Origin of the sequence: Pseudomonas sp. PDM01, assembly GCF_014852325.1 — a bacterium.
In the GTDB taxonomy this organism is placed as follows: domain Bacteria; phylum Pseudomonadota; class Gammaproteobacteria; order Pseudomonadales; family Pseudomonadaceae; genus Aquipseudomonas; species Aquipseudomonas migulae.
Genome location: NZ_JACVBK010000009.1, coordinates 1 through 26,287, shown reverse-complemented (window position 1 = coordinate 26,287; position 26,287 = coordinate 1). Strand labels below are relative to the sequence as shown.

Sequence of the window (26,287 nt, the reverse complement as noted above, 5' to 3'; positions counted from 1 at the left end):
CTTGATGCGGTCCTCTGTAAAATCACCAAAGTGACGCTTGCGATACTGATGGCTCCGGAGTGACTCTGCAAACCAAGTCGCTTGAAAAGGTATTTTCTCTATGAAGCTGTTAGCCTTTTAAGTTTTCTGGTCCCCGTGAGGTAATCCGGTGCAGTTTATTCCTTTAGTTGACGCCAGCCCCTCTGTTCAAGCACATGTGCGCACTCTCCGAAACCAGGAGGATGTCCGAAATAACATGTACACCTCCCACGAAATCACCGAAGAGGAGCACGAGGATTGGTTGCGTTCTTTGGAAGGAAACAAGCGCCAAGCGGTGTTCGTGGCCATGAGGAATGAGCAGTCCATCGGTGTCGTTTCACTCAACGCCATAAATGCAGCTCAACAAACAGCCGATTGGGCGTTCTATCTAGACACTGAACATCAAGGAAAAGGCATAGGAAGCATTGTAGAGTTTTGGATGCTTGACTATGCATTCAATGACGCATGCCTGGAAAAGCTCAATTGCGAGGTATTGGAAACTAATTCTGCCGTAATAAAAATGCACCAGAAGTTTGGCTTTGAACTTGAAGGAGTTAGACGCAAGAACATTCTGAAAAACGGAAGCCGAATTGACGTGGTACTGCTCGGCATTACCAAAGAAGAATGGAAAAACAAGCGCCCCGCGCTTGAGCCGCTGATTTTGCGTCTACGTAAGCAGGAATGACAATCGTGGGAGTTCGACTTGGACGCCCACCCCTACTGGGTTGATGGTGAGGCTCACTGCCTCGGATGGGAGCCCGAAATGCCTCCGGCATATGAGTGGTTCTTGCTCGGCATTTTCGACACTGAAGACAGCCCGTATGTGCAGTGGGCTCGGCGCGAGGTTTCGCCATGATCGCCCTCGCCTGGTTCGCCTACATGTACTGCCACAAGGATCCGCGACCAAGAAGTAAGCCCACCCTGACCAGTTGCGGCCACTCAGCATTTCTCTGAAACAGCTGGCAGGGCGAACTACTGGACCTTATTCGAGCAGGCCTTCTTCGTATATCAGCTATACCCTGATACCCACCGTCAGCGCCCCCGCCGAATTCGTCCAACTGCAAGCCAAAACCTTACGACTCACATTATGCCGATGAACGGCGGGCGAGGAATTCTATTGCCATGCCAAACCCTGTAACCAATGCAGCACTGTCACTGCACCTGTAGAAGAAAACCAGAAAGGATGGGCAGAAAATTGCGGGGCATGCGAACGAGGGCATGACCAAAAACTACCAGCGGGACCACGAGGGAGTCGTCTGGGCCGCGGCAATTCCGGACCTGAATATCCGAGAGTTCACCGGGTAGTTTTGCGCAGACACAAAAAAGCTGATCCATCTGATCGGCTTAAGTGTCTGATTTTGCTCAGGAATAATGGTCGGGACGGAGTGATTCGAACACTCGACCCCTAGCACCCCATGCTAGTGCGCTACCGGACTGCGCTACGCCCCGACTAGGCGTGAAACTCGTCCTTCATCTCGAAGAACGCTCAAGAATATATCGCAAGCTTTTGAAAACTGGAAGTATTCAAACGCATGAATTTATTTCTTGAGGACCACCAGCACATCTTCCAATTCGGCGATCATCTGCCGAATCATCTGTTTGTATTGAGTGGTGTCGTCTTTGGCTTCATCGCCGGACAAACGCAAGCGTGCGCCGCCGATGGTGAACCCTTGATCGTAAAGAAGCGCGCGGATCTGCCGGATCATCAGCACGTCTTGTCGCTGATAATACCGGCGGTTTCCGCGCCGTTTGACGGGGTTGAGTTGAGGAAACTCCTGCTCCCAATAGCGCAGCACGTGCGGTTTTACCGCACACAGCTCGCTGACTTCACCAATGGTGAAGTAGCGTTTGCCTGGGATGACGGGTAGCTCGTCGTTATGACTTGGTTCCAGCATAAGCCTCAACTCGGGCCTTCAACTTCTGCCCTGGACGAAAGGTGACCACACGGCGAGCCGTGATCGGGATTTCTTCACCCGTTTTCGGATTGCGGCCAGGCCGCTGGCGTTTGTCCCGAAGGTCGAAATTGCCGAAACCGGACAATTTGACTTGTTCGTTGTCTTCAAGAGCGTGCCTGATTTCTTCAAAAAACAGTTCGACCAATTCCTTGGCCTCCCGTTTATTCAGGCCCAGCTCTTCATACAGACGTTCCGCCATTTCAGCTTTCGTCAGAGCCCCCATACGTCACTTCCTTAACGTGGCGTTCAACCTTTGTTCGAGCGAGGTGAGGATGTTTTGCGTCGTGGTATTCACCTCATCGTCATTAAGAGTGCGCGATGGATGCTGCCAGGTCAAGCCGACTGCAAGGCTTTTTCTATCAGGATCAATGCCTTTACCCTGATACACGTCAAATAGCCTGAGGTCCGTCAGCCATTCCCCTGCATTTTCACGGATTACGTCCAGTACAGCGCTGGCTGCGACGTCTTTTTCGGCGATCAGCGCAAGGTCACGACGCACTTCAGGAAAGCGCGACAACTCCTGGAATTTAGGCATTTTACCCAACGCCACTTCGGCCAGAACCAGCTCGAAAACGAAGACCGGACGGTCGAGACCGAGGGTTTTCGACAATTCAGGGTGGATTGCGCCAACGAAACCTACCAAACGGCCTTCGCGCTCGATGCGTGCGGTTTGACCCGGGTGCAACGCAGGGTGTTTGCCCGGCACGAACGTGAACGAATCCAGTGCACCGGCGAAGCCCAGAACCGCTTCCACGTCAGCTTTCACGTCGAAGAAATCCACGACGTCGCGGCCTTGTGCCCAGCCTTCCGGAAGACGAGTACCGCAAACGACACCCGCCAGCATCGGCTCTTGCTTCAAGCCTTCCAGCTGACCGACAAAACGCAGACCGCTTTCGAACAGACGCACGCGATCCTGTTGACGGTTCAGGTTGTGCTGAAGCGCCTTGACCAGACCAGGCCACAGGGACGAGCGCATGGCCGCCATGTCGTTGGAAATCGGGTTAGCCAGCAGCAGTGGCTCGACACCCGGATTAAACAACTCGAATTGTTTCGGATCGATGAAGCTGTAGGTGATCGCTTCCTGATAACCGCGAGCCACCAGCAGGCGACGCAGTTCAGGCAGATCGCTACGCGCTTCAGCCTTGGCTTGCGGCGCCAGACGGGCTTGCGGATAGCGAACCGGCAGACGGTTGTAACCGTACAGACGGGCCAGCTCTTCGATCAGGTCGACTTCGAGGCTGATGTCGAAGCGATGGCTTGGCACTTCAACGCGCCACTGCCCTGCCCCATCGGCAGAAATCTTCAGACCCAGGCCGCTGAGCAGGCGCTCGACTTCGGCCGAATCCATTTCCATACCCAGCATCTGAGTGATGCGTTGCGCACGTAGGGTAACCGGCGCAATCGAAGGCAGGTGCTGTTCGCTGACGGTCTCGATGATCGGACCGGCTTCGCCGCCAGTGATGTCCAGCAGCAGGCCAGTAGCGCGCTCCATGGCTTCACGGGCCAGTTGCCAGTCCACGCCACGCTCGTAGCGGTGCGAGGCGTCGGTGTGCAGGCCGTAGGAACGAGCCTTGCCAGCCACGGCGATCTGATCGAAGAACGCACTTTCAAGGAAAATGTCACGAGTGGTCGCGGTGTTGACGCCACTGTGCTCGCCGCCCATTACGCCGGCGATTGCCAGGGCGCGGGTGTGGTCGGCGATCACCAGCGTATCGCTACGCAGGCTGACTTCCTGACCGTCGAGCAGCACCAGCTTCTCGCCTTCTTCGGCCATACGCACGCGGATGCCGCCATTGATTTCGGCGAGATCGAACGCGTGCAGCGGTTGACCCAGCTCCAGCATCACGTAGTTAGTGATGTCGACGGCCGCATCAATGCTGCGCACATCGGCGCGACGCAGACGCTCGACCATCCACAGCGGCGTAGGCTTGGACAGGTCGACGTTGCGGATGACTCGACCCAGGTAACGCGGGCAAGCGGCTGGTGCCAGCACTTCAACCGAACGCACTTCATCGTGCACGGCTGGAACGGTCGCCACGACCGGGCGGGTGACTTCAGCGGCGTACAGCGCGCCGACTTCACGGGCCAGACCGGCCAGGGACAGGCAGTCGCCGCGGTTCGGGGTCAGGTCGACCTCGATGCTGGCGTCGTCCAGGTTCAGGTATTCACGAATGTCCTGACCGACCGGCGCATCGACCGGCAACTCCATCAGGCCATCATTGCCTTCGCCCACTTGCAGTTCAGCTTGCGAGCACAGCATGCCGTTGGACTCAACGCCACGCAGCTTGGCTTTCTTGATTTTGAAGTCGCCCGGCAGTTCGGCACCGATCATGGCAAACGGGATCTTCAGGCCCGGACGCACGTTTGGCGCACCGCACACGACCTGAAAAGTCTCCGAGCCATTGCTGACCTGGCAAACACGCAACTTGTCAGCGTCCGGGTGCTGCTCGGTGCTCAGCACCTCGCCCACCACCACACCGCTGAATTCACCGGCGGCCGGCGTAACGCTATCGACCTCAAGACCGGCCATCGACAGACGGGCAACCAGCTCGTCGCGACTTACCTGCGGGCTAACCCAGCCACGCAGCCATTGTTCACTGAATTTCATCCTGCTCTCCTAAGAATTCGTTACGACTAGCGAAATTGCGCGAGGAACCGCAAGTCGTTGTCGAAGAACAGACGCAAGTCGTTCACGCCGTAACGCAGCATGGCCAGACGCTCAACGCCCATGCCGAAGGCAAAGCCCGAAAACTCTTCCGGGTCGATCCCGGACATGCGCAGCACGTTCGGGTGAACCATGCCGCAGCCCATCACTTCCAGCCAGCCAGTCTGCTTGCAGACACGGCAGCCTTTGCCGCTGCACATCACGCATTCCATGTCGACTTCAGCGGATGGCTCGGTGAACGGGAAGTACGAAGGACGGAAACGCACGGCCAGTTCTTTTTCGAAGAACACGCGCAGGAATTCTTCGATGGTCCCTTTCAGGTCGGCGAAGTTGATATCGCGATCGACCAGCAGGCCTTCGACCTGGTGGAACATCGGCGAGTGGGTGATATCGGAGTCGCTACGATACACACGGCCTGGGCAGACGATGCGGATCGGTGGCTGTTTCGATTCCATGGTGCGGACCTGTACCGGCGAGGTATGGGTGCGCAACAACATGTTGGCATTGAAATAGAAGGTGTCATGCATCGACCGGGCCGGGTGATGGCCTGGGATGTTGAGCGCTTCGAAGTTGTGGTAATCGTCTTCGACCTCAGGACCTTCGGCGATGCCGTAGCCAATGTGGGTGAAGAACTGTTCGATACGTTCCAGAGTGCGAGTAACCGGATGCAGACCACCCGAGGTCTGGCCACGGCCAGGCAGGGTCACGTCAATGGACTCGGCAGACAGTTTGGCGGCCAGGTCGGCCTCTTCAAACAGTGCCTTGCGGGCATTGAGAACCTCTGTGACACGCTCCTTGGCAACGTTGATCAGGGCGCCGACTTGCGGACGCTCTTCTGCCGGCAAATTCCCCAGGGTCTTCATCACCTGAGTCAATTCACCCTTTTTGCCAAGGTAGTGAACCCGGATTTGCTCCAGGGCATTGATATCTTCAGCGCTTTGCACAGCCTCTAGTGCTTGAGAGACGAGCGCATCCAGGTTTTCCATGTACAGACTCCAGATACAAAATAGGGGAAGAGCTTGAAGGCTCTTCCCCTATTTATGACGTTTAACACCTGGCCCCACAGAGGTGAGGCCGGGTGACTGTCGGGGGTACTTAAGCCAAGGTGGCTTTAGCTTTCTCGACAATCGCAGCAAACGCCGCTTTTTCGTTCACTGCCAGATCAGCCAGAACCTTACGGTCGATCTCGATGGACGCTTTTTTCAGGCCGGCGATGAAACGGCTGTAGGACAGACCGTTGATACGTGCACCAGCGTTGATACGAGCGATCCACAGAGCGCGGAACTGACGTTTTTTCTGACGACGGTCACGGTAGGCGTATTGGCCTGCCTTGATTACCGCTTGCTTGGCAACACGGAATACGCGCGAGCGAGCGCCGTAGTAGCCTTTAGCAAGTTTCAGAATTTTTTTGTGACGTTTACGGGCAATGACGCCACGCTTTACACGAGCCATGAGTTACTTCCTCTATTCTTGACTAAAATTAACGAAGGCGCAGCATGCGCTCGACTTTTGCCACGTCAGACGGATGCAGCAAGCTGCTACCGCGCAGTTGACGCTTACGCTTGGTCGACATTTTAGTCAGGATGTGGCTCTTGAAAGCGTGCTTGTGCTTGATACCGTTAGCAGTTTTCAGAAACCGCTTAGCAGCACCACTTTTCGTTTTCATTTTTGGCATGTTCGGATACTCCGCATTCAGTTGATAAACATAATCAGAAGGCCTGCCGTGCCCTGTTGATTACTTCTTCTTTTTCGGGGCGATGACCATGATCAGCTGGCGTCCTTCCATCTTAGGATGCTGTTCGACCGAACCGTACTCGAGCAAGTCACCTTCAACTCGCTTGAGGAGTTCCATCCCCAGCTCCTGGTGGGCCATCTCACGGCCGCGGAATCGCAAGGATACCTTGGCCCTGTCCCCATCACTCAGGAAACGTACCAGGTTGCGCAGTTTTACCTGGTAATCCCCTTCCTCCGTCCCTGGACGAAACTTGATTTCTTTAACCTGAATCTGCTTCTGGTTTTTCTTGGCCGCGGCAATCTGCTTCTTCTTCTCGAAGATCGATTTGCCGTAGTCCATCAGTTTGCAAACAGGGGGTACTGCATCGGCGGAAATCTCCACCAAATCCAGCTTGGCCTCTTCAGCCTTAAGAAGCGCGTCTTCAATTGACACAATCCCAAGCTGTTCACCTTCAGCCCCAATTAACCGAACCTCGCGTGCCGAGATATTCTCGTTGATCGGGGCTTTCGGTGCAGCTCGTTTATCTTGTCTCATTTCACGCTTAATAATAATTACTCCGAATCTGGGCGACCACGCCGGGAAACCGCTTGCGCGAGAAACTCAGCGAACTGGGCGACGGGCATCGAGCCCAGGTCAGCACCTTCACGAGTACGCACAGCGACAGTCTGCATCTCGACTTCCCGATCTCCGATAACCAAGAGATAGGGAACCTTGAGCAAAGTATGCTCGCGGATTTTAAAGCCGATCTTTTCATTTCTCAAGTCAGACTTGGCACGAAATCCGCTTTCGTTGAGAGTTTTTTCAACCTCGGCGGCAAAATCGGCCTGTTTGTCAGTGATGTTCATGATCACTGCCTGGGTCGGAGCCAGCCACGCAGGGAATGCACCCTCGTAGTGCTCGATCAGGATTCCGACGAAACGTTCGAAGGATCCAAGGATCGCCCGGTGCAACATCACCGGATGCTTGCGACTGTTGTCTTCGGAGACGTATTCGGCTCCCAGACGGACAGGCAGGTTAAAATCGAGCTGCAGGGTACCACACTGCCAGACGCGACCAAGGCAATCTTTCAGCGAGAACTCGATCTTCGGACCGTAGAACGCACCCTCGCCCGGCTGCAGATCGTACGGCAGGCCAGCGCTATCAAGGGCTGCAGCCAATGCAGCTTCGGCGCGATCCCACAGCTCGTCGGAACCGACGCGTTTTTCCGGACGAGTGGACAGCTTCATCTCGACGTCTTTGAAGCCGAAATCGGCGTAGACGTCCATGGTCAGCTTGATGAACGCAGCGGATTCGGCCTGCATCTGCTCTTCGGTGCAGAAGATGTGCGCGTCGTCCTGAGTGAACGCACGCACACGCATGATGCCGTGCAGCGCACCCGATGGCTCGTTACGGTGGCAGGCACCGAACTCGGCCAGGCGCATCGGCAACTCGCGGTAGCTTTTCAGGCCCTGGTTGAACACTTGCACGTGGCAAGGGCAGTTCATTGGCTTGATGGCGTAGTCGCGGTTTTCCGACTGAGTGGTGAACATGTTGTCGGCGTAGTTGGCCCAGTGCCCGGATTTCTCCCACAGGCTGCGGTCAACGACTTGTGGAGTCTTGATCTCCAGGTAGCCGTTGTCGCGCTGAACCTTGCGCATGTACTGCTCGAGTACCTGATACAGCGTCCAGCCGTTCGGGTGCCAGAACACCATGCCCGGCGACTCTTCCTGGGTGTGGAACAGGCCCAGGCGCTTGCCGATCTTGCGGTGATCGCGCTTTTCAGCTTCTTCGATGCGCTGGATGTAAGCCGCCAGCTGCTTCTTGTCCGCCCATGCGGTGCCGTAGACGCGCTGCAATTGCTCGTTTTTGGCATCGCCACGCCAGTAGGCGCCGGACAACTTGGTCAGCTTGAAGGATTTCAGGAAGCGGGTGTTCGGCACGTGCGGACCGCGGCACATGTCGACGTATTCTTCGTGATAGTACAGGCCCATGGCCTGTTCGTTCGGCATGTCCTCGACCAGGCGCAGCTTGTAGTCTTCGCCACGGGCCTTGAACACTTCGATCACTTCGGCGCGCGGAGTGACTTTCTTGATCACGTCGTAATCTTTTTCGATCAGCTGTTGCATGCGCTGTTCGATGGCGGCCAGGTCGTCCGGAGTAAAAGGACGCTCGAAGGCGATGTCGTAATAGAAGCCTTCGTCGATGACCGGGCCGATGACCATTTTGGCGGTCGGATACAGCTGCTTGACCGCATGGCCAACCAGGTGGGCGCAAGAGTGGCGAATGATCTCCAGCCCCTCTTCATCCTTTGGCGTAATGATTTGCAGCGTAGCGTCGGCGCTGATGATGTCGCTGGCGTCGACCAGCTTGCCATCGACCTTGCCGGCCACGGTGGCCTTGGCCAGACCTGCACCAATGGATGCGGCGACCTCGGCTACGGAAACCGGGTGATCGAATGAACGTTGACTGCCGTCGGGAAGAGTAATAGTTGGCATGGCGCCTCCTCTCCTAGTGGTGACCCCTACCAAAGGTCACGTGGGTTGGGATGAGCCAGTACAAGATCCGGTCCAGGCCATTCAATGACGAACGCCTGCCTTACAGCGGCAGGAGCCTTGCGGCCAACCGGAAAACCGAACCAGAGTGACTGGGATTCAAATCAGGGTTATTCGAACATCTGCCGCCACCGTGACTGAAGGTCTGCGGAGCTTGCAAATACCCGAGCCAGGCATGCTAGCACAGATGAACGGTCGTCGCGGTGCCGAGGTTTTCTGCTGGGGCAAATCAGTCCTTTTTATGCCAGAGTGCTGAACTTGAACCCCGCTTTACCCCTCAGATAACAAGACATTGACCCACAAGGAGCATCCCAGCATGCGTCTGAATCGTTTGTTCGCAGTAGTCGCCCCCATCGTCCTGTTGCTGCCGTTGGCCGCCCATGCCGATTGGCCGAAGGGCGAGCGCGAGAAATACATGGCTCAGTGCACCGAAGCGGCCACCCCTCAGATCGGCGCTGCGGCTGCAAAAGCCCACTGCGCTTGTGGTGCCGATGCAATCAAGTCATACCCGGCCAGCGACATTCAGTCGTTGATGGACAACCAGGCCAGTGACGCCCTGAAACAACAGGCCCTGACCCAGATTTCCAAGTGCAAGGCCAATAATCCGCAGAAAAAATAAGCCCGACAAGGCGTCAAAAAAGGGTTTGGTGCCGGCAAAAGGCATCTGAAAACCGCCTTTTTCGACAATTTATGCAGGTTTTACAGGTTTTTTTATCGTCTTTACTTTCGGCTGAAAGCCTTTTAAATCGGGGCTTTCAGCCACATCAGGCAACAAAGAAAGCGCGACTGTAGGGCAAACAGCACGTCCGGGGGGCTCCCAAAGCGAACATTTCGACTATGATACCCCGGTGTGCCCAGTTGGCCTGAGCAGCACAGTACTACTGAAAATATATGTTTCTTGGAGATACACCATGTCTAATCGCCAAACCGGCACCGTTAAATGGTTCAACGATGAAAAAGGCTTCGGCTTCATCACTCCTCAAGGTGGCGGTGACGACCTGTTCGTACACTTCAAAGCTATCGAAAGCGACGGTTTCAAAAGCCTGAAAGAAGGCCAGACTGTTTCCTTCGTGGCTGAGAAAGGCCAAAAGGGTATGCAAGCTGCTCAAGTTCGCCCAGAGTAATTTCTTGGCGCACTAAAAAAACCCCGTCCATGTGACGGGGTTTTTTATGGGTGAAGCAAAAGCCGGACGCTATCAGCCGCAGTTGATGCGCGTGATCACCAGGTTGGCATCGGTGTTCAGGTTCAAGCGGTCGGAGCGGTACTCCAGCGTCACCATATCGTCAGGCTTGAGGATACGGGCATTCTGCGCACCTGCGCGAACACGCGCCTGTTCCAGCAGCGCGGGCGAAGCCTTTTTGCCAATGGTGAATTCGGCAGCCTTTGCTTCGCATCGACTGTGGCCGGTATCCGTCGTCGTGACAGGGTCTGTTGCCGATTCGGTAGATGTGCTGCTGCAACCTGCCAGCAGACTAGCGGCCAACAAAGTACCCAATGACGCGAGCTTCCAAGGCATGAAGCCTCCTTTTTTCAATAGTTAAGCTGAGATCGTGCGACCGCCAATCTGGCGTTTGGTTTCACAGGCAGCGCCAGCGCCCTGCCCTCGCCCCGGACAAGCGGCGAGTTTGCCTGAGCACTCCCGGTCATTCACCCCGCAATCGTGACTGAATATGACCTGCGCTCAATAAATATCGATGTAATCGAATGGTGGTGATGGCCAGTTCTCTTTCAGCGCATTGAAGATCTGCATGACCCACACCTCGTCACTGGCCGCGACCAATCCCACATACCCCGAGCCCTTGGCCCACGTCTCCAGACGAAACAGCAGCCCGCCGATGTCCGTGCCGCCCACGACACCCGATGAAATGTAAGCGATGCCGCCCTTGGTCACCCGCAATTGGGTGTGCTCATCATCACTGGCAGAGGCCAGCAGCTGGCGCACTGCCTCAAGGGTCAAGCCGTCAGGAGAGTTCAAATCAATCTGCACAGCACGGTCCTTGAAAAATCATCAAAACCCAAGTGTCGCATAGCCTTTCCCTCATGCCTAAGTCGGAGTGCCAAACACTCTGCAAAATGCTTAACTCACCCCCAGACTTTCCCGAATTCACGAGCACCATCATGACCACCGTAAGCATCGACGCCGACATCAAAGCCAAGTGGCCACAAGGCCACAGCTCTTACAGCCCAGGCAGTCCGGAAGAGCTGGCAATCATTGGTATCGATCTATTGGTCAAGGAGCTGGGGACTGAAGCGGCGCAAACCTTCATCGCGCAGGTATTCGAGAAGTACCCGGCCGACTACAAGGGCGCTGAATACAACGAAAGGGAGTAACCCCGCAGGCTGGCACCTGCGGGAGTACAACTTACTTCAGACGAGCCAGACGCTGGGTCAGCAGGTCGAAGAAACCCTGGGCATCACCGCTTTCGACCCAGAAAGCGTTTTTCGGCGCTTTCAGGCCGTCATACCAGTCGACGATGGTTTGACCGAAAGTCGGGCCTTCGCGGCTATCAACCACCACATTGACCGAACGGCCGGTGAACAGCTCCGGCTTGAGCAGGTAGGCAATGACCGTCGCGTCATGTACCGGGCCACCCGGAAGACCGTAGTGCTCCATGTCGCCTTTGACGTACTCGTTGAGAATATCGCCCACCAGCTTGCTGGCATTGTTGTTCAGTGCGGCGATCTGCTTCAGGCGCGCTTCGCTGGTGAGGATCTTGTGGGTCACGTCCAATGGCAGATAGGTCAGTTTGACGCCACTTTTCAGCACCACTTCGGCAGCCTGCGGGTCGGCGAACAGGTTGAACTCGGCCACCGGGGTGATGTTGCCACCGTTGAAGTGAGCACCACCCATGATCACCACTTCCTTGATGCCCTGAACGATTTCGGGCTCCTGGATCAGCGCCAGCGCCAGGTTGGTCTGTGGACCGAGCATAGCGATGGTGATGCTGTGGGGCTTGGCGGTTTTCAAGGTGTCGATCAGGTAATTGACTGCATTACCCTTTGCCAAACCTTGCTTCGGCTCATGCACGGTGACGCCAGACAGGCCTTCCTTACCATGAATGTTCTCGGCATAAATCGGCGTACGCATCAGCGGTTTCGGCGCACCGGCATAAACCGGCACATCCTCGCGCCCCGCCCACTCGCGGGCCAGCCGCGCATTACGCGAGGTCTTGTCCAGACGTACGTTGCCGGCGACGGTGGTCAACGCGCGGATGTTCAGTTCTTCTGGTGACGCCAGCGCAAACAGCAAAGCGACCACGTCGTCGGCACCCGGGTCGGTGTCGATGATCAAGTCGATCTTTTCCGCCGCCTGGGCGCTTGTTGCGGTAATCAGGGACAAAAGCAGCAGACTCCGGAGCAGATGGTGCAGTTTCTGAGCATAGCGGTACATAGCGCACTCCTTGTGCGTGGAAAAGCAGACAGACGAAAACGAATCAGAACGTGACCCCGGCCACCAGCACGACGTTGCAGTACGGCTGACATTCGCCTGTACGAACAATCGCCCGCGCCTGTCGGCTCAGGACTTTGAATTGGTCATGACTGAGCAGCTCACGCCGGCCCAGCGCACCTTCGGCATTCAGCTCATCCAGTGTCACCAGCGCCGACGGCTGCTTGTCCAGAATCTCCTGGGCCAAGACGTGGCTTTCGACCTGCATTTCGCTGAGCACAACCTTCAACGTGCTGATGAAATCCGGAACGCCGTGGGTCAAGGCCAGGTCGATCAGCTCGACACCCGGCGGAACCGGCAGGCCGGCATCGCCAATCACGACCATGTCGCCATGCCCCAGGGAAGCGATCAGTCGCGACAGCGCGATGTTGAGCAACGGTGTTTTTTTCATGGTGCTTTAAAGGCCTGTACGTCGGACAAAGTAGGGATCGAGGGTTGCGCGCCGGCACGGGTCACTGACAGCGCCGCAGCGACCTGACCAAAACGGATCGCTTGCGCCTCGTTTTTGCCGGCGGCCAGTGCAGCAGCAAAACCGCCGACAAAGGTATCGCCCGCCGCCGTGGTATCGACTGCCTTTACCTTCGGCGCAGGAAAGTGTTCGAAGCTGCTTCCATTGGCAAACAGCGAGCCTTGGGCACCGAGGGTGATGATCACCTTGCCGGCCCCCATGGCGATCAATCGGGTCGCCGCGACTTCGGCGGTTTCCAGTGAATCCACCGGCAAACCGCTAAGGGCCGAGGCCTCGCTCTCGTTAGGGATCAGATAGTCGATGGCCGCATACCAGTCTGCCGGCAACGGTCGGCTGGCGGGCGCCGGGTTGAGAATCACGGTTTTCCCCAGTTCACGACCGCGCTTGAGCGCATGACCGACCGTGGCATCCGGCACTTCGAGCTGACAGATGATCACATCCGCTGCCTGCAACACCGCATCGAAGCGATCAATCACTGCCGACGTCAATGCACCGTTGGCACCGGCGACAATCACGATCGCGTTCTGGCTGTTGTTATCGACCACAATCAACGCCACACCGCTGGCACCATCGACGGTGCTGACCGCCTGACAATCGATACGGTCGGCCAACAGCGCTCCGCGCAGTTCCTCGCCATAGGCATCGCTGCCCACGCAACCGACCATCGACACCTGCGCACCCAGTCGCGCCGCAGCAACCGCCTGATTCGCACCCTTGCCACCGGAGACCGTGGCAAACGACTCACCAATCAGCGTTTCACCGCCACGGGGCAACCGTGACGCGCGGGTCACCAGGTCCATGTTCAGGCTGCCTATCACCACTACTTTTGCTGGCATACATCACTACTCATAAATGCAATTTCAACGGTGCTTTCTGTTTAACGGAAGTGGGCAAACACACCGGCCAGCGGTGCAGTCGATTCGCGCAGCACAATGCTGGGCGTCACGATCCGTTGATCGGTGGCCATGGCCGGTGTGGCGATCCTGCGCAACAGCACTTCGGCCGCCATCTCGCCGAGCTGCAGGATCGACTGCCCCACAGTGGTCAGCGCCGGGTAGACATAACGGCTCATCTGGATATCGTCGAAGCCAATCACCGACAGTTCGCTCGGCACACGAATATTGCGCTCGGCGGCGGCGCGCAACACGCCGATGCCGATCATGTCGTTACCGGCGAAGATGGCGCTGGGCGGATTGTTTTCCAGGAGGATCGCGGCCGCGCTGTAACCGCCGGTACTGGTGAAGTCGCTTTCCAGTATGCGTTCGCGAGGCACTTCGACGCCCGCCTCTTTCAAGGCGCGGCAATAACCTGCCAGACGCATCTGCGCGACGCTGGTACTGGCCGGCCCGCCAATGGTGGCGATGTCCCGATGCCCCAATTCCAGAAGATGGCGGGTCGCCAGATAAGCGCCGTACTCGTGATCGATGCGCACCAGGTCCGCATCAACCCCTTCCAGCCCACGGTCGACAATCACCATCGGCGTGCGCACGCCCGCCAGACCTTCTGCCAGCACGGCGTCCCCACCGGCCGACGCCACGATCAGCCCGTCAATGCGCTTTTCCAGCAATACGCGCAGGTAGCTGCGCTGCTTGTCCGGGTTGTCATCGGAATTGCAGAGGATCACGCAATAGCCATTGCGCTCGCAGTAATCCTCGATGCCGCGCGCCAGCTCGGCGAAGTACGGGTTGAGGCTGTTGGGCACCAGCAGACCAATAGTCGCGGTGGTCTTGGCTTTTAATGAGCGGGCCACGGCGCTGGGCACGTAGTCGAGACTTTTGATTGCCGCTTCGACCTTGATCCGCACTTCTTCGCTGACAGGCCGGGTCTTGTTCACCACATGGGAAACCGTGGTGTAGGAAATCCCCGCGAGCGCTGCCACATCCTTGATTGTTGCCATGACTCAGGTCCGCCGGCTTGCGCGCTGACTGCGATAGGTATCAAGCACCACCGCCACCACGATGACCGCGCCGGTGATGATGCGTTTGGTCGGTTCGGTTGCGCCGATCTGCGCCAGACCGGCCGCCAGTACCGAGATGATCAACACCCCGAAAAACGTGCTGATGACCGAACCGCGCCCGCCCATCAAGCTGGTGCCGCCAATCACCACCGCGGCGATCACTTGCAGCTCCAGGCCGGAGCCGGCATTCGGGTCCGCCGCCTCCAGGCGGGAAATCTGGAACAGCGCGGCGATACCGGCCAGCAGCCCCATCAGACTGAACACCAGAATCTTGTAGGGTTTCGGATTGATCCCTGCCAGACGCACGGCTTCTTCGTTGGTGCCGATACCGATCAGGTAGCGCCCGAACACCGTGCGGGTCAACACGGCCTGGGCAATGAAGATGATAAGCAAGGCAATGATGAACGACGGCGAAATGCCGAAGGCGATCGGGTTGGACAGCCAGGCAAAGGCATCACCGATATAGGCGGTGCGCGAGCCGGTCATCTGATACGCCACACCGCGTGCCATCTCCAGCACGCCGAGGGAGACGATGAACGAAGGAATCCGCCACGCCACGGTGATCGAACCGGTGATCGTCCCCGCCAATGCGGCGGCCGCCATACCGAGCAATGCTGCCGGCAATACGCTCCAGCCCCAGCCGAGAATCGCCACGCTGACCGTCGACGCCGCGAGTGCCAGCACCGAGCCCACCGACAGGTCGATGCCGCCGATGATTAACACGAACGTCATGCCGACCGCCAGCACCATCAAGTCCGGAATCTGGTTGGCCAGGGTGCTGAACGTGTCGTAAGACAGAAAATGGCTGCTCAGGACCGAGAACAGCGCGACCATCGCCAGCAAGGCACCGGCCAGGCCCAGATAGGTGCCGAGGCCGTAAAAATTGCCACTACGTTTACCGGCAGATGCTGCAGTTTTCATGGAAGATCCCTAGGCGCTGCTTCGTTGAGCAGCGCATCACGTTTTTGATAGCCGGCAAAAGCAGCGGCAAGCAAGTCATCCTGGGTCCAGCTGTCGCGCTCGAATGTCTCGATCAGGCGCCCCGCCGACAGCACGCCGATGCGGTCGCAGATCAGCATCAGTTCGCGCAGGTCGCTGGACACCACCACCAGCGCCTTGCCCTGACGAGTCAGCTCACCAAGCAGTGCATAGATGTCGAATTTGGCGCCGACGTCGATGCCGCGAGTCGGCTCGTCGAACAGCAACACCGAACAATCGCGTTCCAGCCAACGGCCGATCACGACTTTCTGCTGATTGCCGCCGGACAACTCCGAGACCAATTGCGTCGGGCTGGAACTGCGGATGCGCATGGCGTCGATCTGACGCTGGGCCAACGACATCTCGTCACCGTTGTTGACGAAACCGCCGCGGGAAATCTCCGGCATGTTACCCAGGGCAATATTCGCGCTGATCGATTGCGTCAGCAGCAAGCCCTCACCCTTGCGGTCTTCGGTGATCAGGGCAATGCCATGACCGACCGCGTCCGCCGGCGAACGAATGCTCACGACCTGTGCCGGCGAACCCAGCGCAACCGTGCCGCTGTCCGCTGTGTCGGCGCCGAAGATCAGGCGTAGCAACTCGGTGCGCCCTGCCCCGATCAAACCGGAGATCCCGTAGATCTCGCCGGCGCGCACTTCAAAGGAGACGTCGCGCACTTTGTCGGAGCGGGTCAGCCCCTTGACCGTCAACGCCGGCGCGCCGATGTTGCGCGGCCCCATGTCGATGTGTTCACCGAGCTCACGGCCAACCATCAAGGTCACCAATTGCTCACTGTTGTAGTTGGCCATCGGCTCGACGCAAACCAGATTGCCGTCGCGCAACACCGCAATGCGCTGAGCCACCCGCGCCAGCTCTTCGAGGCGATGGGAGATATAGATGATCGACACACCACGAGCTTGCAGGCGCGTGATTTGCTCGAACAGCATTTCGACTTCACGGGCCGTCAGCATCGCGGTCGGCTCGTCGAGGATCAGCACATGGCAATCGCCGATCAGGTTGCGGGCGATCTCGACCATCTGTTGATGACCGATGCCCAGTTCGCCGACGAGGGTGTCCGGGTCGATCGCATCGAGCCCGACCTGTGCCATGGCTTCGATCGCGGCCTTGCGCAATTGCTTGCGACTGATCCAGCCGCCGTTGCTGGGCAGGTTATCGAGAAACAGGTTTTCCGCCACCGACAGGGTCGGCAACAGGTTGAGTTCCTGCATGACCATGCGAATGCCCAGGTCTTCAGCCTGGGTACGGCTGCCGGGGCGGTAATCCTGCCCCTGGAATTGCATCTGGCCGGTGGTCGGCGTGACCAATCCACCAATGATCTTCGACAGCGTGCTTTTGCCGGCGCCGTTCTCGCCGGTCAGCGCCAACACTTCGCCGCGTATCAGCGTCAGGTCGATACCGGTGAGGACAGGCTGCGCGTAGGTCTTGCCGATACCGCTGACCGAGAGGACAGCGTTCGGAGCGCAAACAGACATAAAAACTCTCCATGCGCTCGCCCGGACGGGCGAGCACCGTTGTGTCGCCAGAAGGACTACTTGGTAACCAGCTCTACCGGAGTTTCGATTACGCCGTTGGTGCCGCTGTCGACTTTCTCACCCTTGACGATCTTCAGCGCCGTCTCGATGCCGAACACGGCTTGCCTGGCAGCGAACTGGTCAGCGGTGGCCAGGACACGGCCATCCTTGAGCATCGGCTTGATGGCGTTGATGTTGTCGTAGCCGACCACTTGCACCTTGCCGGCCTTGCCCGCGGCACGCACGGCAGACACTGCGCCGACAGCCATGCTGTCGTTGCCGGCCAGCAGGGCTTTGACTTGCGGGTATTCGCTGAGGATCGACGCGGCGACCTTGTTGCCTTTATCGATTTCCCAATCACCGGATTGCAGGGACACGACCTTGATCTGCGCCGCTTCCATCGCATCCTTGAAACCTGCAGTGCGAGCCTGGGCGTTGGTGGTGGTGGACACACCTTCGATGATGCCGACTTCGTCACCGGCCTTCAGCTGCTTGGCCAGGTACTCACCCACCAGACGCGCACCCTTGCGGTTGTCCGGGCCTACGAACGGAACATTGATGTTTTTGCTTTTGACGACCGCTGGATCCAGCTGGTTATCGATGTTGACCACGGTGATACCGGCATCGATGGCTTTCTTGATCACCGGGACCATGGCCTTCGAGTCAGCAGGTGCGATCACCAGTGCATTGACCTTGGCCAGAATCATTTGCTCGACGATACGTGTCTGGCCCGCAGTGTCCGTTTCGTCCTTGATGCCGTTGGAGATCAGGTCGAAATCGGCGGAGTGATCTTTCTGATAGGCCTTGGCGCCGTCTTCCATGGTCAGGAAGAATTCGTTGGCCAAGGATTTCATGACCAGTGCGACTTTGGGTTTTTCAGTGTCGGCGAAGGCCGAGGAGACAGGCAACGCGGCGGATGCGGCAGCCAGCATAGCGACAGCGAGAAGACGTCCAGCGAATGGCAGCTTCATGGGTTCACTCCGATCTTATGATTATTCTGAGCAACGCTTGCGCTGGCATAAGTTTCACCGCGTAAACCGATGGAACAAGCCATCGGCAGTGCCGCGCAAACGTTTGCGTAGACCGAACTATGCGAACCCTGCCGCTATTTGTCAACGGCCGAAAAACACGGTTTGTGCTTGCGGTAACAAAACCGCTTATGCCGTGGTGCTGATCACACCGCCCGAGCCGGAGCTCTTGGCCAGTTCCTTGACCAGATTGCCTGTGACTTCCGCCAGCGCCCCGCTGGTGTTGGCAATTTGCCCCTGAATCGACATGACGACATCGGTCTTGGCTTCCGGTGTCGGGTAATTCGCCACTTGAGCCGCCGCCAATTGTTGCTGTTGTTCGCGCAGTTGCTGCTGCAGCTCCTGCATACGCTTGAGCAACATCTTCACCACGACGCTTTGGTCGCTGCCGCTTTCGCTATCGCTTTCCGTTTTCGTTTCGATCACCGCGCCGCCGGTCCGGACCTTGGTGGCGCCACCCTCCTCCTCGGTACCCAACGCCAGTGTCGAAGCCTCGGAAGTTGATTCGCTCAAGGCTTTGATCGTTGCGGTGGATTTGCCACCGATGGTGATTGCGCCTGCATTGGGAAAGCCTATCGAAAACGACATGTGAACTCCTGAAAAAAAAGATCCCTCAGAGAGGCATCGACCTGCGCGCAGGTTTCTTTAGCAATGATTTGCCGTCTGGCAAGAAGACCTGTTCAACAGAAGCCGTAGCCCTTTTCGGTGAGCCGAACGCAAATAACAAACATATTCGGAAAACCGGACAACAGAGCGTTTAAACCTCGCTCAACACAGTCCGAATAATTGATACAAATCATTGGGTTAAAGCTATTTTTTATTTCCAGACATGACTGGTACAGATCCTGCTCCCTCTCATTCACCCCAGACATTCAGATCTGTCCGGGGCGCATCTAGATGAACCTGCATCCGCACCGTCTCACTACTAGAGAGAAAAATAATGACATCTGCTTTCAAGACTTTTGTTCCGGGCGCCTTGGCCCTCCTGCTACTCCTTCCGACAGCCCTTCAGGCGAAAGAAGTCGAAACCAAACAGAAACTGGCGAACGTGGTGATCCTGGCCACCGGCGGCACCATTGCCGGCGCGGGCGCCAGCGCCGCCAACAGCGCGACGTATCAAGCGGCGAAAGTCGGCATCGAACAGTTGATCGCCGGCGTTCCGGAACTGAGCCAATTGGCCAATGTTCGCGGCGAACAGGTCATGCAGATCGCCTCCGAAAGCATTACCAACGACAACCTGCTGCAACTGGGTCGTCGCGTGGCCGAACTGGCTGACAGCAAAGACGTCGATGGCATCGTCATCACCCACGGCACCGACACCCTGGAAGAAACTGCCTACTTCCTGAACCTGGTGGAAAAAACCGACAAGCCGATCATCGTCGTGGGCTCCATGCGCCCAGGCACCGCGATGTCCGCAGACGGCATGCTGAACCTGTACAACGCCGTGGCCGTGGCCGGCAGCAAAGACGCGCGCGGCAAAGGCGTACTGGTGACCATGAACGATGAAATCCAGTCGGGTCGCGACGTCAGCAAGATGATCAACATCAAGACCGAGGCGTTTAAAAGTGCCTGGGGTCCTCTCGGCATGGTGGTCGAAGGCAAATCCTACTGGTTCCGCCTGCCGGCCAAGCGCCACACCATGGACTCGGAGTTCGACATCAAGAACATCAAGAGCCTGCCTGACGTCGAAATCGCCTATTCCTACGGCAACGTGAGTGATACCGCCTACAAAGCGCTGGCTCAATCCGGCGCCAAAGCCATCATCCACGCGGGCACCGGCAACGGTTCGGTGTCTTCGCGCGTGGTTCCAGCCCTGCAAGCCCTGCGCAAGGATGGCGTGCAAATCATTCGCTCCTCCCACGTCAACGCCGGTGGCTTCGTATTGCGTAACGCCGAACAGCCAGACGACAAGTACGACTGGGTTGTGGCCCATGACCTGAACCCACAGAAGGCTCGCATCCTGGCCATGGTCGCGCTGACCAAGACCAACGACAGCAAAGAGCTGCAACGGATGTTCTGGGAATACTGATTCGCCCTCGCCCGACCGGTTCCGGTCGGGCACCGCTTTCACCACTCGCCGGCCGTGGCGAGTGGTCTCTTGTCTGATAAAAAAATCTCCTTCGTCCTACACCAATCGGGAAAAACTGCTGTCAGAGGATTTTCTTGAATTTTAAGCAGTTGCGAAAATGCCTACAGTTAAATACTGTATGCACGTACAGCTTAATAAGGACAATTCCGTGGCCACCACCTCTGCCTCTCCTGATGCCTATGTACGCATGGGTATGCGCGTTCAGAAAATCATCAACTCCCCCACCGCCCAGAAAGCCAAGGCGGCCCTGATCTTCCGACTTCCGGACGAGCCAGTGGATGAGTGGGAGCAACTACTCGAAGAAATCGACGAAAACGACAACGTCACCCTCGCCTACCGCGACGATGGCGGTGTGCAGATTTTCTGGGTTGTGCCGAAGGAAGATTGAGTCAATGAGTGTCCGTTTTTTTGCTTTGCTGTTTTTGCTCTTCGCGATGGGCGCGCAAGCTGACGCCCCGCGCACCTTCAACGAAGCCAAGAAAGTCGCCTGGAAGCTGTACGCCCCGCAATCCACCGAGTTCTATTGCGGCTGTAAATACACCGGCAACAAGGTGGACCTGTCGGCCTGCGGTTATGTGCCACGCAAAAATGCCAAGCGCGCTTCGCGCATCGAGTGGGAACACATCGTCCCCGCCTGGCAGATCGGCCATCAGCGCCAGTGCTGGCAGGAAGGCGGACGCAAGAACTGCACGCGCTACGACCCGACTTACCAGAAGGCCGAGGCCGACTTGCATAATCTGGTGCCGAGCATCGGCGAGGTGAATGGCGATCGCAGCAATTTCAGTTTTGGCTGGTTGCCGGAGCAATCGGGCCAATACGGTTCGTGCCTGACCCAGGTCGACTTCAAGGCAAAAAAAGTCATGCCCCGCCCTTCCATTCGCGGAATGATCGCCCGAACGTACTTTTACATGAGCAAGCAGTACGGTTTGCGCCTGTCGAAACAGGATCGGCAACTGTACGAAGCATGGAACAAAACCTATCCGGTACAGGCCTGGGAACGTCAGCGCAATCAGAGCGTTGCGTGCGTGATGGGGCGCGGCAACGAGTTTGTCGGGCCGGTGGACATGAAAGCTTGCGGTTAAGCGCTTGTTGAAAACAAAAAGGCCTGGGGTTGAATGCCCCAGGCCTTTTTCGTTTTCAATCGTGCTGCTGGCACCCAAGCGTTTGGGTGACCGATGACGCCTTACTGAGTCACCGGATGCTCGATGACCAGCAGTTCGATGTTCTGTTTTTTCGCCCGGGTCAGTGCCGCGCGCACTTCTTCCTGCTTGGCTTCAGCTTCGGCTTTGGAATTGAATGGCCCCATCAGGATGCGGGTCTTGCCATTTTCCTTGACCACGCTGGAAACGAAACTGTGCTCGATCAGCCAGCCACTCAGGTCGCTGACAGCCTGGGTTATTTCACCTCGCACTTCCAGATCCCACTGCGGCGCAGATACCGCCGCCGGTGCTGCCGCCACGGCTGGCTGCGGCTTTGGCGCATCAGCGCGCTTATCCTCACCGCATCCCGCCAATGCCAGTACTGCGATTACCAAAGCCATTTTGCGCACAACGCTTCCCTCTGAATGCTGAAAGCGGAGATTTTAACACCCATGAATACTTCTCGAGTGCCGCAAAATGGGCGCAAAACAACGAGAATCATGGAGGCGGCCTCTGTATAGTTACGCCTTGGGAATCAATGCAGCATCTGCGCGTCAGAAAGAGGCACCCAAACCGTGAAACTTCGCACTAATCTATAGATACCACCGACCTCTGCACTGTCCGAATCAGGTGCCCTACAAAGCAATCAAGGAGAAGACCATGCTGATACTCACCCGCAAAGTCGGTGAAAGCATAAATATTGGCGATGACATTACGATCACCATTCTGGGCGTAAGCGGCCAGCAAGTCAGAATTGGCATCAACGCCCCGAAAGACGTTGCGGTACACCGCGAAGAAATCTATCAGCGCATTCAGGCAGGCCTGACCGCCCCGGACAAGCCGCAATCCTGAATCCTGCTGCAGTCAGTAGCCAGCCTGTTCGTCCCCGAACCACGGCTGGCTAAAGATTCACGCACAGCGATCACTCCTGCATCCCCCACCCCCGAACGTGAAGCCGATACTACCGGCATGTCTCACGTCATGGCTGTCGGACGTTTCGGATTAAGCCTGGGGAAGTATGCATTCGTACTCGGCTAACCAAACGTCACTCCCCGCGCCATGCCCGTGGCCGCCACGACCATCAACATCACCAGCAGCGCTTCGATATGGCTGATCCGCGCGAACAGCTTCGCACGACTGGCATCAATGGCTGCGCCACGCGCCTGCGCAATCCGCCATTTGATCAGGGTGATCATCGGCGCGATTTCAAGCAGCAGAATCAGTACGAAAAGTGTCATCTTCAGATGGAACAATGGCTGGTGAAGATAGTAGTCAGTGCCCTTTTCGTACCCGGCAAAGGCTCGCATCCCACCGGTGATCAGCAGAATGACCGCTGAAATGCCCCACAGATTATCTGCAATCAAGACGCTGCGCGCCTCACCCAGCCCCGCGGCCAACCGCCGAAAAGCGCTGCCGCGGGTCAGTACGGCCCAGAAACCCAGGGCGTAAGCCAAGAGATGAATCGCCGCAAAAAACCAGTGGGCAAGCATCGAGATACTCCAGTCAGGTTTGAGTTGGATCAGCCTGTCAGTAGTAGCCCATAAAATCGGGGATTGCCCCTCCCCCACGCGGGAGACGCAAACGAAGAAAAGAAAACAAAGTCATTCGCGAGCTGCAAGCAGGTGCAAAGAAGATCCTCACTCAGGCCGGCGCTGCGCTTGTTTGCAATGATGGCCATGTGACAGACACCCGATCATTCTCCTTGTAGACTCCCGCTCATCATTCGGCATGAATCTGATCGCTCCAATGCGCAAAATAATATTTTTCCTCATGCTGTGCGCCTCTACAGCGCAAGCAGCCTGCGAGATGCAACCCACGACCATCGTCGGGAAAACCCTGATTGGGTCTTTTGAGACGAAAAGGCTGAAATCCGACGCGATCAAATTCTCGCCGGAGACCGGCGACATCACTGGCAAGAATGCAGTGTTCGACTTTGACACTCTTTATGAAATGGATTCCGGCAAATCATCTGCGAGATTCCGCGTGGGTGAGGCTTTCCTGATTGACGGGGTTTCTTATGTCGGGAACGTTGAGTGGGAATCCGGAAAAGCTCCGAAAAAAACCGGGATCTACGAGTTTTACGCCCTTAAAACAGAACCCGTGAAAAACGCTAAAACCCTGACGATGGTAGGCGACTCGATTACCTGGTGGAGCTACGGCCGTTATTTCCGTTGCCTGCTCGCCCCAGAGTTGCCTGGAGTGCAGTTTGTAGGGCCTCACACCGATGTAGTTGGTTATGGACATGCCGGTGAAGGTGGCAACAATACCCAGCAAGTCATTGACCGCCTGGACAAAATCAAACCATCCAATTATTACTTTGTGCTTGCAGGAACAAACGATTGGAATTTTTGGGCGCCACCGAAAACTATTGAAAACCTGAAAGAGATTGCGAAGGCACTGAACGAAAAAGGCGGACAGGTCATCATCTCCACCCTGCTTCCTCGGCTTGACGAACATGATGCACACAACGAAGAAGTGAACAGATTGTTACTTGCGTGGAATGGCGAGGGATGCGACTGCAAAATAATCGACTTGGGCTCCGAGTTCAGGAAGCTTCCAAACAGCCAAAGCTATTTCTGGGATAACGCAGTCCATCCGAACTTTGAAGGCTATCAAAAGATCACCGAAATACTCGGCACCGACATCCGTAAAACTTTTAATCAAGTCGCTCAGTAACCATCGGTGGCTCCAGGTCCTGGCTTTTGGTCTTCCGACAAATGTAAGCCCACGGCTTACATGAAGGCTAGAGCCGACCTGATGATGTAGCGCGGCGATGGCTTTGCAAATCGCAGTGTCCAGTCCTGAAACAGGTATAAACCATATTCAGGACTAGACGCCATCTTGAATCGCTTTGTTGATTGACTGTTGAGGGATTGTTCCTTTTTCGCGCGCCCCCCCCCCCGGCTTCGTTCGCCGCTTGCGCCTCAAATTCCGGCATCGGCCGGCACGTTCCGGCTTCTCGAATTCCAGAACCACGCCGCCGACTTCGCCGCCCACTCGGTCTGTTCCAGCAGCTCAGGCGTCCGCAGCAGACGATTGACCGTGGGGACCACCAGAGAAGAGGCGGACTTGATCGCTTATCGGTATACTCAATTTTTTCGAATGAAATCGTAATGCTAAATTCAGTTCAGATTCTTAGAGCTCTCGCCGCATGGATTGTAGTATTCCACCACTACATTCAGATTTTCGGTTATGGAAAAAGTAATGAAGTATCAAATATCATCGCGCTATACGGATCTATCGGGGTTGATATTTTTTTCGTAATCAGTGGCTTTGTCATTTTTACTTCTGCCTCCCAGAGATCGTTGACACCTGGAGAATTTTTCATACAAAGAGCCGCTCGAATAGTACCGGCATACTGGATTTTCACCCTAATTACCGCTGCGACGATTTACTGGGCTCCATCCATAATGCCCTTATTGGGCGTCGATAGCATATCCCTGCTAAAAAGTCTTTTTTTCATTCCCACCCCAAATCCGTCTGGCATAGGAATATATCCGATCCTCACAGTAGGATGGACGCTAAATTACGAAGTGCTTTTTTATGCGATATTCTTTTTATCTCTTTTCCTGCCCCGCGCCCTTCTAGCTCCTGCGATATTTTTCGGGGTTATCATATCGACTTACATATTGCCAAAAATGGGTGGATCGTTCTTATTCTACGGGGCCCCAATAGTATATGAATTCTTGCTGGGGATAATAATCTCCATCATTTACCAGCTTGGGTTACTTAAACGAATCAACCCGATGGCTGCCATTCCTCTGGTAGCAATATCGATTGCAGCAGTAGCATTAATGCCAGACACCGACACTCATGACCCAATGCGGCTTGGGATTCCGAGCGCAATAATCGTGATCGCGATCATATCGCAAGAAAGATATCTTCCTAAACTTTCAATACTTACCAAATTAGGTGATTTTTCGTACTCCACATACCTCATCCATCCGATAGTGATTTGGTACATGCTGAGCGCAAAAAATCACTTTGATTTAAACCTGACGCTTACACTAATAATTACTTGCTCTTTGATTATGGTGTTTTCTTGGTGGAGCTTTGCCTTCATCGAGTTGCCGATTTCGAAGCTTACTAAAAAAAGGGTATTGGAAAGCGCCAGACAGGCTACAAGTCCAACGTAGCCACAGGAATCCATACCAATCTCCGGCCAAGGCACACCCTTGAAAAATGTGTGCCTCCCCTCCCCTCCAGCCTCAGAGGCTGCCTGGCCTGCTCCAGCTCACGGAGCGGTCGCCACTGGTGCCGCCACGCCTGTTCCACTACAAGCCCAAGGCGCGGCGCCGAGAACAGATCGACGCAAAGGACCACCGGGCGTCGGCAACCCCGCACTACCTGAACAAGGAGCTCAGCAAGGCCCCGGATGCAGCGCGCGCCTACGACCATATGCCAGCCGGCGAGCCTCCCCTCTTTTCACGAGATCCGCACTTCAGATGGCTGTACGAGCAGCAAGCTTCCCACAGGAGTACATTCAGGCGTTGATGGGGCATGCGAACGAGAGGATGACGAAGCACTATCAGGAGGGGCACGACGAAAAGAAGATCGAGTACCTGGAGGCAAGTGCCGAATTGGCGTTCTGAGCTGGGAGTTTTTCAAATCGCAGTGTCTAGTCCTGAAATAGGTTTACACCTGTTTCATCCCAGCGCCCGATGCATCGCATCGGGCGTTTTGTATTTCAAAGACTGGTGCGGACGCTCGTGGTTGTAGATCGATATTGATTCACTCACCAT

General features: G+C 56.3%; 30 protein-coding genes, 1 tRNA gene and 1 pseudogene. 10 read left to right on the top strand and 22 right to left on the bottom strand.

Going from position 1 to position 26,287, the window contains the following annotated elements:
- Positions 1-148 precede the first annotated feature (148 nt).
- The gene (gene pseH, locus IB246_RS21880; RefSeq protein ID WP_008037525.1) at positions 149-703 is read left to right on the top strand and encodes a UDP-4-amino-4,6-dideoxy-N-acetyl-beta-L-altrosamine N-acetyltransferase; all 555 of its coding nucleotides are present in this window, start codon (positions 149-151) and stop codon (positions 701-703) included.
- Positions 704-1,390: 687 nt separating this feature from the next.
- Here the strand turns inward: pseH and IB246_RS21875 are convergent.
- From IB246_RS21875 to thrS, 9 genes are all read right to left on the bottom strand, one after another.
- A tRNA-Pro gene (locus IB246_RS21875) sits at positions 1,391-1,467 on the bottom strand.
- 89 nt (positions 1,468-1,556) lie between these two features.
- Positions 1,557-1,913: a MerR family transcriptional regulator gene (locus IB246_RS21870; RefSeq protein ID WP_003179985.1), complete on the bottom strand. Its 357-nt coding sequence runs from the start codon at positions 1,911-1,913 to the stop codon at positions 1,557-1,559.
- Positions 1,894-2,196: an integration host factor subunit alpha gene (ihfA, locus tag IB246_RS21865; RefSeq protein WP_002553164.1), complete on the bottom strand. Its 303-nt coding sequence runs from the start codon at positions 2,194-2,196 to the stop codon at positions 1,894-1,896. Before ihfA ends, IB246_RS21870 begins: the two co-directional genes overlap by 20 nt.
- Positions 2,197-2,199: 3 nt before the next feature.
- Entirely contained in the window at positions 2,200-4,581 is a 2,382-nt protein-coding gene (pheT, locus tag IB246_RS21860) for a phenylalanine--tRNA ligase subunit beta (protein WP_008023968.1), read from the bottom strand.
- Between the two features lie 26 nt (positions 4,582-4,607).
- Positions 4,608-5,624: a phenylalanine--tRNA ligase subunit alpha gene (gene pheS, locus IB246_RS21855; protein ID WP_007905876.1), complete on the bottom strand. Its 1,017-nt coding sequence runs from the start codon at positions 5,622-5,624 to the stop codon at positions 4,608-4,610.
- Positions 5,625-5,733: 109 nt separating this feature from the next.
- Positions 5,734-6,090, bottom strand: coding sequence for a 50S ribosomal protein L20 (gene rplT, locus IB246_RS21850; RefSeq protein ID WP_007905879.1), 357 nt, complete (start codon positions 6,088-6,090; stop codon positions 5,734-5,736).
- 28 nt (positions 6,091-6,118) lie between these two features.
- Positions 6,119-6,313 carry a 50S ribosomal protein L35 gene (rpmI, locus tag IB246_RS21845; RefSeq protein ID WP_002553160.1) on the bottom strand — a complete coding sequence of 65 codons (195 nt, stop codon included), beginning with the start codon at positions 6,311-6,313 and terminating at the stop codon, positions 6,119-6,121.
- A gap of 60 nt (positions 6,314-6,373) precedes the next feature.
- A complete protein-coding gene (infC, locus tag IB246_RS21840) occupies positions 6,374-6,925 on the bottom strand; it encodes a translation initiation factor IF-3 (RefSeq protein ID WP_172435341.1) in 552 nt (183 codons plus the stop codon).
- A complete protein-coding gene (gene thrS, locus IB246_RS21835) occupies positions 6,925-8,847 on the bottom strand; it encodes a threonine--tRNA ligase (protein WP_008023971.1) in 1,923 nt (640 codons plus the stop codon). The genes infC and thrS overlap by 1 nt, the downstream gene beginning before the upstream one ends.
- Before the next feature lie 373 nt (positions 8,848-9,220).
- Here thrS and IB246_RS21830 point away from each other — a divergent pair, with 373 nt between their 5' ends.
- Both IB246_RS21830 and IB246_RS21825 read left to right on the top strand, forming a co-directional pair.
- Complete coding sequence (locus IB246_RS21830; protein ID WP_008037560.1) at positions 9,221-9,523, top strand: hypothetical protein; 303 nt, start codon at positions 9,221-9,223, stop codon at positions 9,521-9,523.
- Between the two features lie 292 nt (positions 9,524-9,815).
- Positions 9,816-10,028: a cold-shock protein gene (locus tag IB246_RS21825; protein WP_003179963.1), complete on the top strand. Its 213-nt coding sequence runs from the start codon at positions 9,816-9,818 to the stop codon at positions 10,026-10,028.
- A 72-nt stretch (positions 10,029-10,100) separates the two neighbouring features.
- Here IB246_RS21825 and IB246_RS21820 read toward each other — a convergent pair whose 3' ends face one another.
- Positions 10,101-10,421, bottom strand: a complete 321-nt coding sequence (locus tag IB246_RS21820; RefSeq protein WP_008037562.1) for an I78 family peptidase inhibitor — start codon at positions 10,419-10,421, stop codon at positions 10,101-10,103.
- A gap of 165 nt (positions 10,422-10,586) precedes the next feature.
- Positions 10,587-10,892 (bottom strand): hypothetical protein, encoded by a 306-nt coding sequence (locus IB246_RS21815; RefSeq protein ID WP_008023976.1) that lies wholly within the window; start codon positions 10,890-10,892, stop codon positions 10,587-10,589.
- 131 nt (positions 10,893-11,023) lie between these two features.
- Between IB246_RS21815 and IB246_RS21810 the strand changes: the two genes are divergently transcribed.
- On the top strand, positions 11,024-11,236 hold the full coding sequence (locus IB246_RS21810) for a hypothetical protein (protein ID WP_008023978.1): 213 nt from the start codon (positions 11,024-11,026) through the stop codon (positions 11,234-11,236).
- A 31-nt stretch (positions 11,237-11,267) separates the two neighbouring features.
- On the opposite strand, the gene IB246_RS21805 is transcribed toward IB246_RS21810, so the two are convergent.
- The 8 genes from IB246_RS21805 to IB246_RS21770 form a co-directional block, all read right to left on the bottom strand.
- The gene (locus IB246_RS21805) at positions 11,268-12,296 is read right to left on the bottom strand and encodes a nucleoside hydrolase (protein ID WP_008037564.1); all 1,029 of its coding nucleotides are present in this window, start codon (positions 12,294-12,296) and stop codon (positions 11,268-11,270) included.
- A gap of 43 nt (positions 12,297-12,339) precedes the next feature.
- Positions 12,340-12,744: a D-ribose pyranase gene (rbsD, locus tag IB246_RS21800; protein ID WP_008037567.1), complete on the bottom strand. Its 405-nt coding sequence runs from the start codon at positions 12,742-12,744 to the stop codon at positions 12,340-12,342.
- Positions 12,741-13,658 (bottom strand): ribokinase, encoded by a 918-nt coding sequence (gene rbsK / locus IB246_RS21795; protein ID WP_008037569.1) that lies wholly within the window; start codon positions 13,656-13,658, stop codon positions 12,741-12,743. The genes rbsD and rbsK overlap by 4 nt, the downstream gene beginning before the upstream one ends.
- A gap of 41 nt (positions 13,659-13,699) precedes the next feature.
- A complete protein-coding gene (locus IB246_RS21790) occupies positions 13,700-14,719 on the bottom strand; it encodes a LacI family DNA-binding transcriptional regulator (protein ID WP_008037571.1) in 1,020 nt (339 codons plus the stop codon).
- Positions 14,720-14,722: 3 nt separating this feature from the next.
- On the bottom strand, positions 14,723-15,700 hold the full coding sequence (locus IB246_RS21785) for an ABC transporter permease (protein ID WP_008037572.1): 978 nt from the start codon (positions 15,698-15,700) through the stop codon (positions 14,723-14,725).
- The gene (locus IB246_RS21780; RefSeq protein ID WP_008037573.1) at positions 15,697-17,250 is read right to left on the bottom strand and encodes a sugar ABC transporter ATP-binding protein; all 1,554 of its coding nucleotides are present in this window, start codon (positions 17,248-17,250) and stop codon (positions 15,697-15,699) included. The genes IB246_RS21785 and IB246_RS21780 overlap by 4 nt, the downstream gene beginning before the upstream one ends.
- 56 nt (positions 17,251-17,306) lie before the next feature.
- Positions 17,307-18,260 (bottom strand): sugar ABC transporter substrate-binding protein, encoded by a 954-nt coding sequence (locus tag IB246_RS21775; protein WP_008028234.1) that lies wholly within the window; start codon positions 18,258-18,260, stop codon positions 17,307-17,309.
- A 186-nt stretch (positions 18,261-18,446) separates the two neighbouring features.
- Complete coding sequence (locus IB246_RS21770) at positions 18,447-18,905, bottom strand: hypothetical protein (protein ID WP_008037574.1); 459 nt, start codon at positions 18,903-18,905, stop codon at positions 18,447-18,449.
- 352 nt (positions 18,906-19,257) lie between these two features.
- Between IB246_RS21770 and IB246_RS21765 the strand changes: the two genes are divergently transcribed.
- The 3 genes from IB246_RS21765 (at position 19,258) to IB246_RS21755 (ending at position 21,488) form a co-directional block, all read left to right on the top strand.
- Positions 19,258-20,346, top strand: coding sequence for an asparaginase (locus IB246_RS21765; RefSeq protein ID WP_008037575.1), 1,089 nt, complete (start codon positions 19,258-19,260; stop codon positions 20,344-20,346).
- 157 nt (positions 20,347-20,503) lie between these two features.
- On the top strand, positions 20,504-20,794 hold the full coding sequence (locus tag IB246_RS21760) for a DUF1654 domain-containing protein (protein WP_008037577.1): 291 nt from the start codon (positions 20,504-20,506) through the stop codon (positions 20,792-20,794).
- A 4-nt stretch (positions 20,795-20,798) separates the two neighbouring features.
- Positions 20,799-21,488: an endonuclease gene (locus IB246_RS21755; RefSeq protein WP_008028239.1), complete on the top strand. Its 690-nt coding sequence runs from the start codon at positions 20,799-20,801 to the stop codon at positions 21,486-21,488.
- 101 nt (positions 21,489-21,589) lie between these two features.
- Here IB246_RS21755 and IB246_RS21750 read toward each other — a convergent pair whose 3' ends face one another.
- Positions 21,590-21,955: an SPOR domain-containing protein gene (locus IB246_RS21750; RefSeq protein WP_008037578.1), complete on the bottom strand. Its 366-nt coding sequence runs from the start codon at positions 21,953-21,955 to the stop codon at positions 21,590-21,592.
- 250 nt (positions 21,956-22,205) lie between these two features.
- Between IB246_RS21750 and csrA the strand changes: the two genes are divergently transcribed.
- Positions 22,206-22,397, top strand: a complete 192-nt coding sequence (gene csrA, locus IB246_RS21745; RefSeq protein WP_008028241.1) for a carbon storage regulator CsrA — start codon at positions 22,206-22,208, stop codon at positions 22,395-22,397.
- A 182-nt stretch (positions 22,398-22,579) separates the two neighbouring features.
- Here the strand turns inward: csrA and IB246_RS21740 are convergent, their stop codons facing one another.
- Positions 22,580-23,035, bottom strand: a complete 456-nt coding sequence (locus IB246_RS21740) for a DUF2214 family protein (RefSeq protein WP_008037579.1) — start codon at positions 23,033-23,035, stop codon at positions 22,580-22,582.
- Positions 23,036-23,273: 238 nt separating this feature from the next.
- Here IB246_RS21740 and IB246_RS21735 point away from each other — a divergent pair, with 238 nt between their 5' ends.
- On the top strand, positions 23,274-24,221 hold the full coding sequence (locus tag IB246_RS21735) for an SGNH/GDSL hydrolase family protein (protein ID WP_081500183.1): 948 nt from the start codon (positions 23,274-23,276) through the stop codon (positions 24,219-24,221).
- A 437-nt stretch (positions 24,222-24,658) separates the two neighbouring features.
- On the top strand, positions 24,659-25,681 hold the full coding sequence (locus IB246_RS21730) for an acyltransferase family protein (protein ID WP_008037601.1): 1,023 nt from the start codon (positions 24,659-24,661) through the stop codon (positions 25,679-25,681).
- 482 nt (positions 25,682-26,163) lie between these two features.
- On the opposite strand, the pseudogene IB246_RS21725 reads toward IB246_RS21730, so the two are convergent.
- Positions 26,164-26,287: pseudogene (locus IB246_RS21725) on the bottom strand (integrase core domain-containing protein); the annotation flags it as partial.

Excerpts from the sequence above, each read along its gene's own strand:
- IB246_RS21870 (WP_003179985.1), bottom strand. The coding sequence starts at position 1,913 with ATGCTGGAACCAAGTCATAACGACGAGCTACCCGTCATCCCAGGCAAA.
- ihfA (WP_002553164.1), bottom strand. The coding sequence starts at position 2,196 with ATGGGGGCTCTGACGAAAGCTGAAATGGCGGAACGTCTGTATGAAGAG.
- pheT (WP_008023968.1), bottom strand. The coding sequence starts at position 4,581 with ATGAAATTCAGTGAACAATGGCTGCGTGGCTGGGTTAGCCCGCAGGTA.
- pheS (WP_007905876.1), bottom strand. The coding sequence starts at position 5,624 with ATGGAAAACCTGGATGCGCTCGTCTCTCAAGCACTAGAGGCTGTGCAA.
- rplT (WP_007905879.1), bottom strand. The coding sequence starts at position 6,090 with ATGGCTCGTGTAAAGCGTGGCGTCATTGCCCGTAAACGTCACAAAAAA.
- rpmI (WP_002553160.1), bottom strand. The coding sequence starts at position 6,313 with ATGCCAAAAATGAAAACGAAAAGTGGTGCTGCTAAGCGGTTTCTGAAA.
- thrS (WP_008023971.1), bottom strand. The coding sequence starts at position 8,847 with ATGCCAACTATTACTCTTCCCGACGGCAGTCAACGTTCATTCGATCAC.
- IB246_RS21830 (WP_008037560.1), top strand. The coding sequence starts at position 9,221 with ATGCGTCTGAATCGTTTGTTCGCAGTAGTCGCCCCCATCGTCCTGTTG.
- IB246_RS21825 (WP_003179963.1), top strand. The coding sequence starts at position 9,816 with ATGTCTAATCGCCAAACCGGCACCGTTAAATGGTTCAACGATGAAAAA.
- IB246_RS21820 (WP_008037562.1), bottom strand. The coding sequence starts at position 10,421 with ATGCCTTGGAAGCTCGCGTCATTGGGTACTTTGTTGGCCGCTAGTCTG.
- IB246_RS21810 (WP_008023978.1), top strand. The coding sequence starts at position 11,024 with ATGACCACCGTAAGCATCGACGCCGACATCAAAGCCAAGTGGCCACAA.
- IB246_RS21805 (WP_008037564.1), bottom strand. The coding sequence starts at position 12,296 with ATGTACCGCTATGCTCAGAAACTGCACCATCTGCTCCGGAGTCTGCTG.
- rbsD (WP_008037567.1), bottom strand. The coding sequence starts at position 12,744 with ATGAAAAAAACACCGTTGCTCAACATCGCGCTGTCGCGACTGATCGCT.
- rbsK (WP_008037569.1), bottom strand. The coding sequence starts at position 13,658 with ATGCCAGCAAAAGTAGTGGTGATAGGCAGCCTGAACATGGACCTGGTG.
- IB246_RS21790 (WP_008037571.1), bottom strand. The coding sequence starts at position 14,719 with ATGGCAACAATCAAGGATGTGGCAGCGCTCGCGGGGATTTCCTACACC.
- IB246_RS21785 (WP_008037572.1), bottom strand. The coding sequence starts at position 15,700 with ATGAAAACTGCAGCATCTGCCGGTAAACGTAGTGGCAATTTTTACGGC.
- IB246_RS21780 (WP_008037573.1), bottom strand. The coding sequence starts at position 17,250 with ATGTCTGTTTGCGCTCCGAACGCTGTCCTCTCGGTCAGCGGTATCGGC.
- IB246_RS21775 (WP_008028234.1), bottom strand. The coding sequence starts at position 18,260 with ATGAAGCTGCCATTCGCTGGACGTCTTCTCGCTGTCGCTATGCTGGCT.
- IB246_RS21770 (WP_008037574.1), bottom strand. The coding sequence starts at position 18,905 with ATGTCGTTTTCGATAGGCTTTCCCAATGCAGGCGCAATCACCATCGGT.
- IB246_RS21765 (WP_008037575.1), top strand. The coding sequence starts at position 19,258 with ATGACATCTGCTTTCAAGACTTTTGTTCCGGGCGCCTTGGCCCTCCTG.
- IB246_RS21760 (WP_008037577.1), top strand. The coding sequence starts at position 20,504 with ATGCCTACAGTTAAATACTGTATGCACGTACAGCTTAATAAGGACAAT.
- IB246_RS21755 (WP_008028239.1), top strand. The coding sequence starts at position 20,799 with ATGAGTGTCCGTTTTTTTGCTTTGCTGTTTTTGCTCTTCGCGATGGGC.
- csrA (WP_008028241.1), top strand. The coding sequence starts at position 22,206 with ATGCTGATACTCACCCGCAAAGTCGGTGAAAGCATAAATATTGGCGAT.
- IB246_RS21740 (WP_008037579.1), bottom strand. The coding sequence starts at position 23,035 with ATGCTTGCCCACTGGTTTTTTGCGGCGATTCATCTCTTGGCTTACGCC.
- IB246_RS21735 (WP_081500183.1), top strand. The coding sequence starts at position 23,274 with ATGAATCTGATCGCTCCAATGCGCAAAATAATATTTTTCCTCATGCTG.
- IB246_RS21730 (WP_008037601.1), top strand. The coding sequence starts at position 24,659 with ATGCTAAATTCAGTTCAGATTCTTAGAGCTCTCGCCGCATGGATTGTA.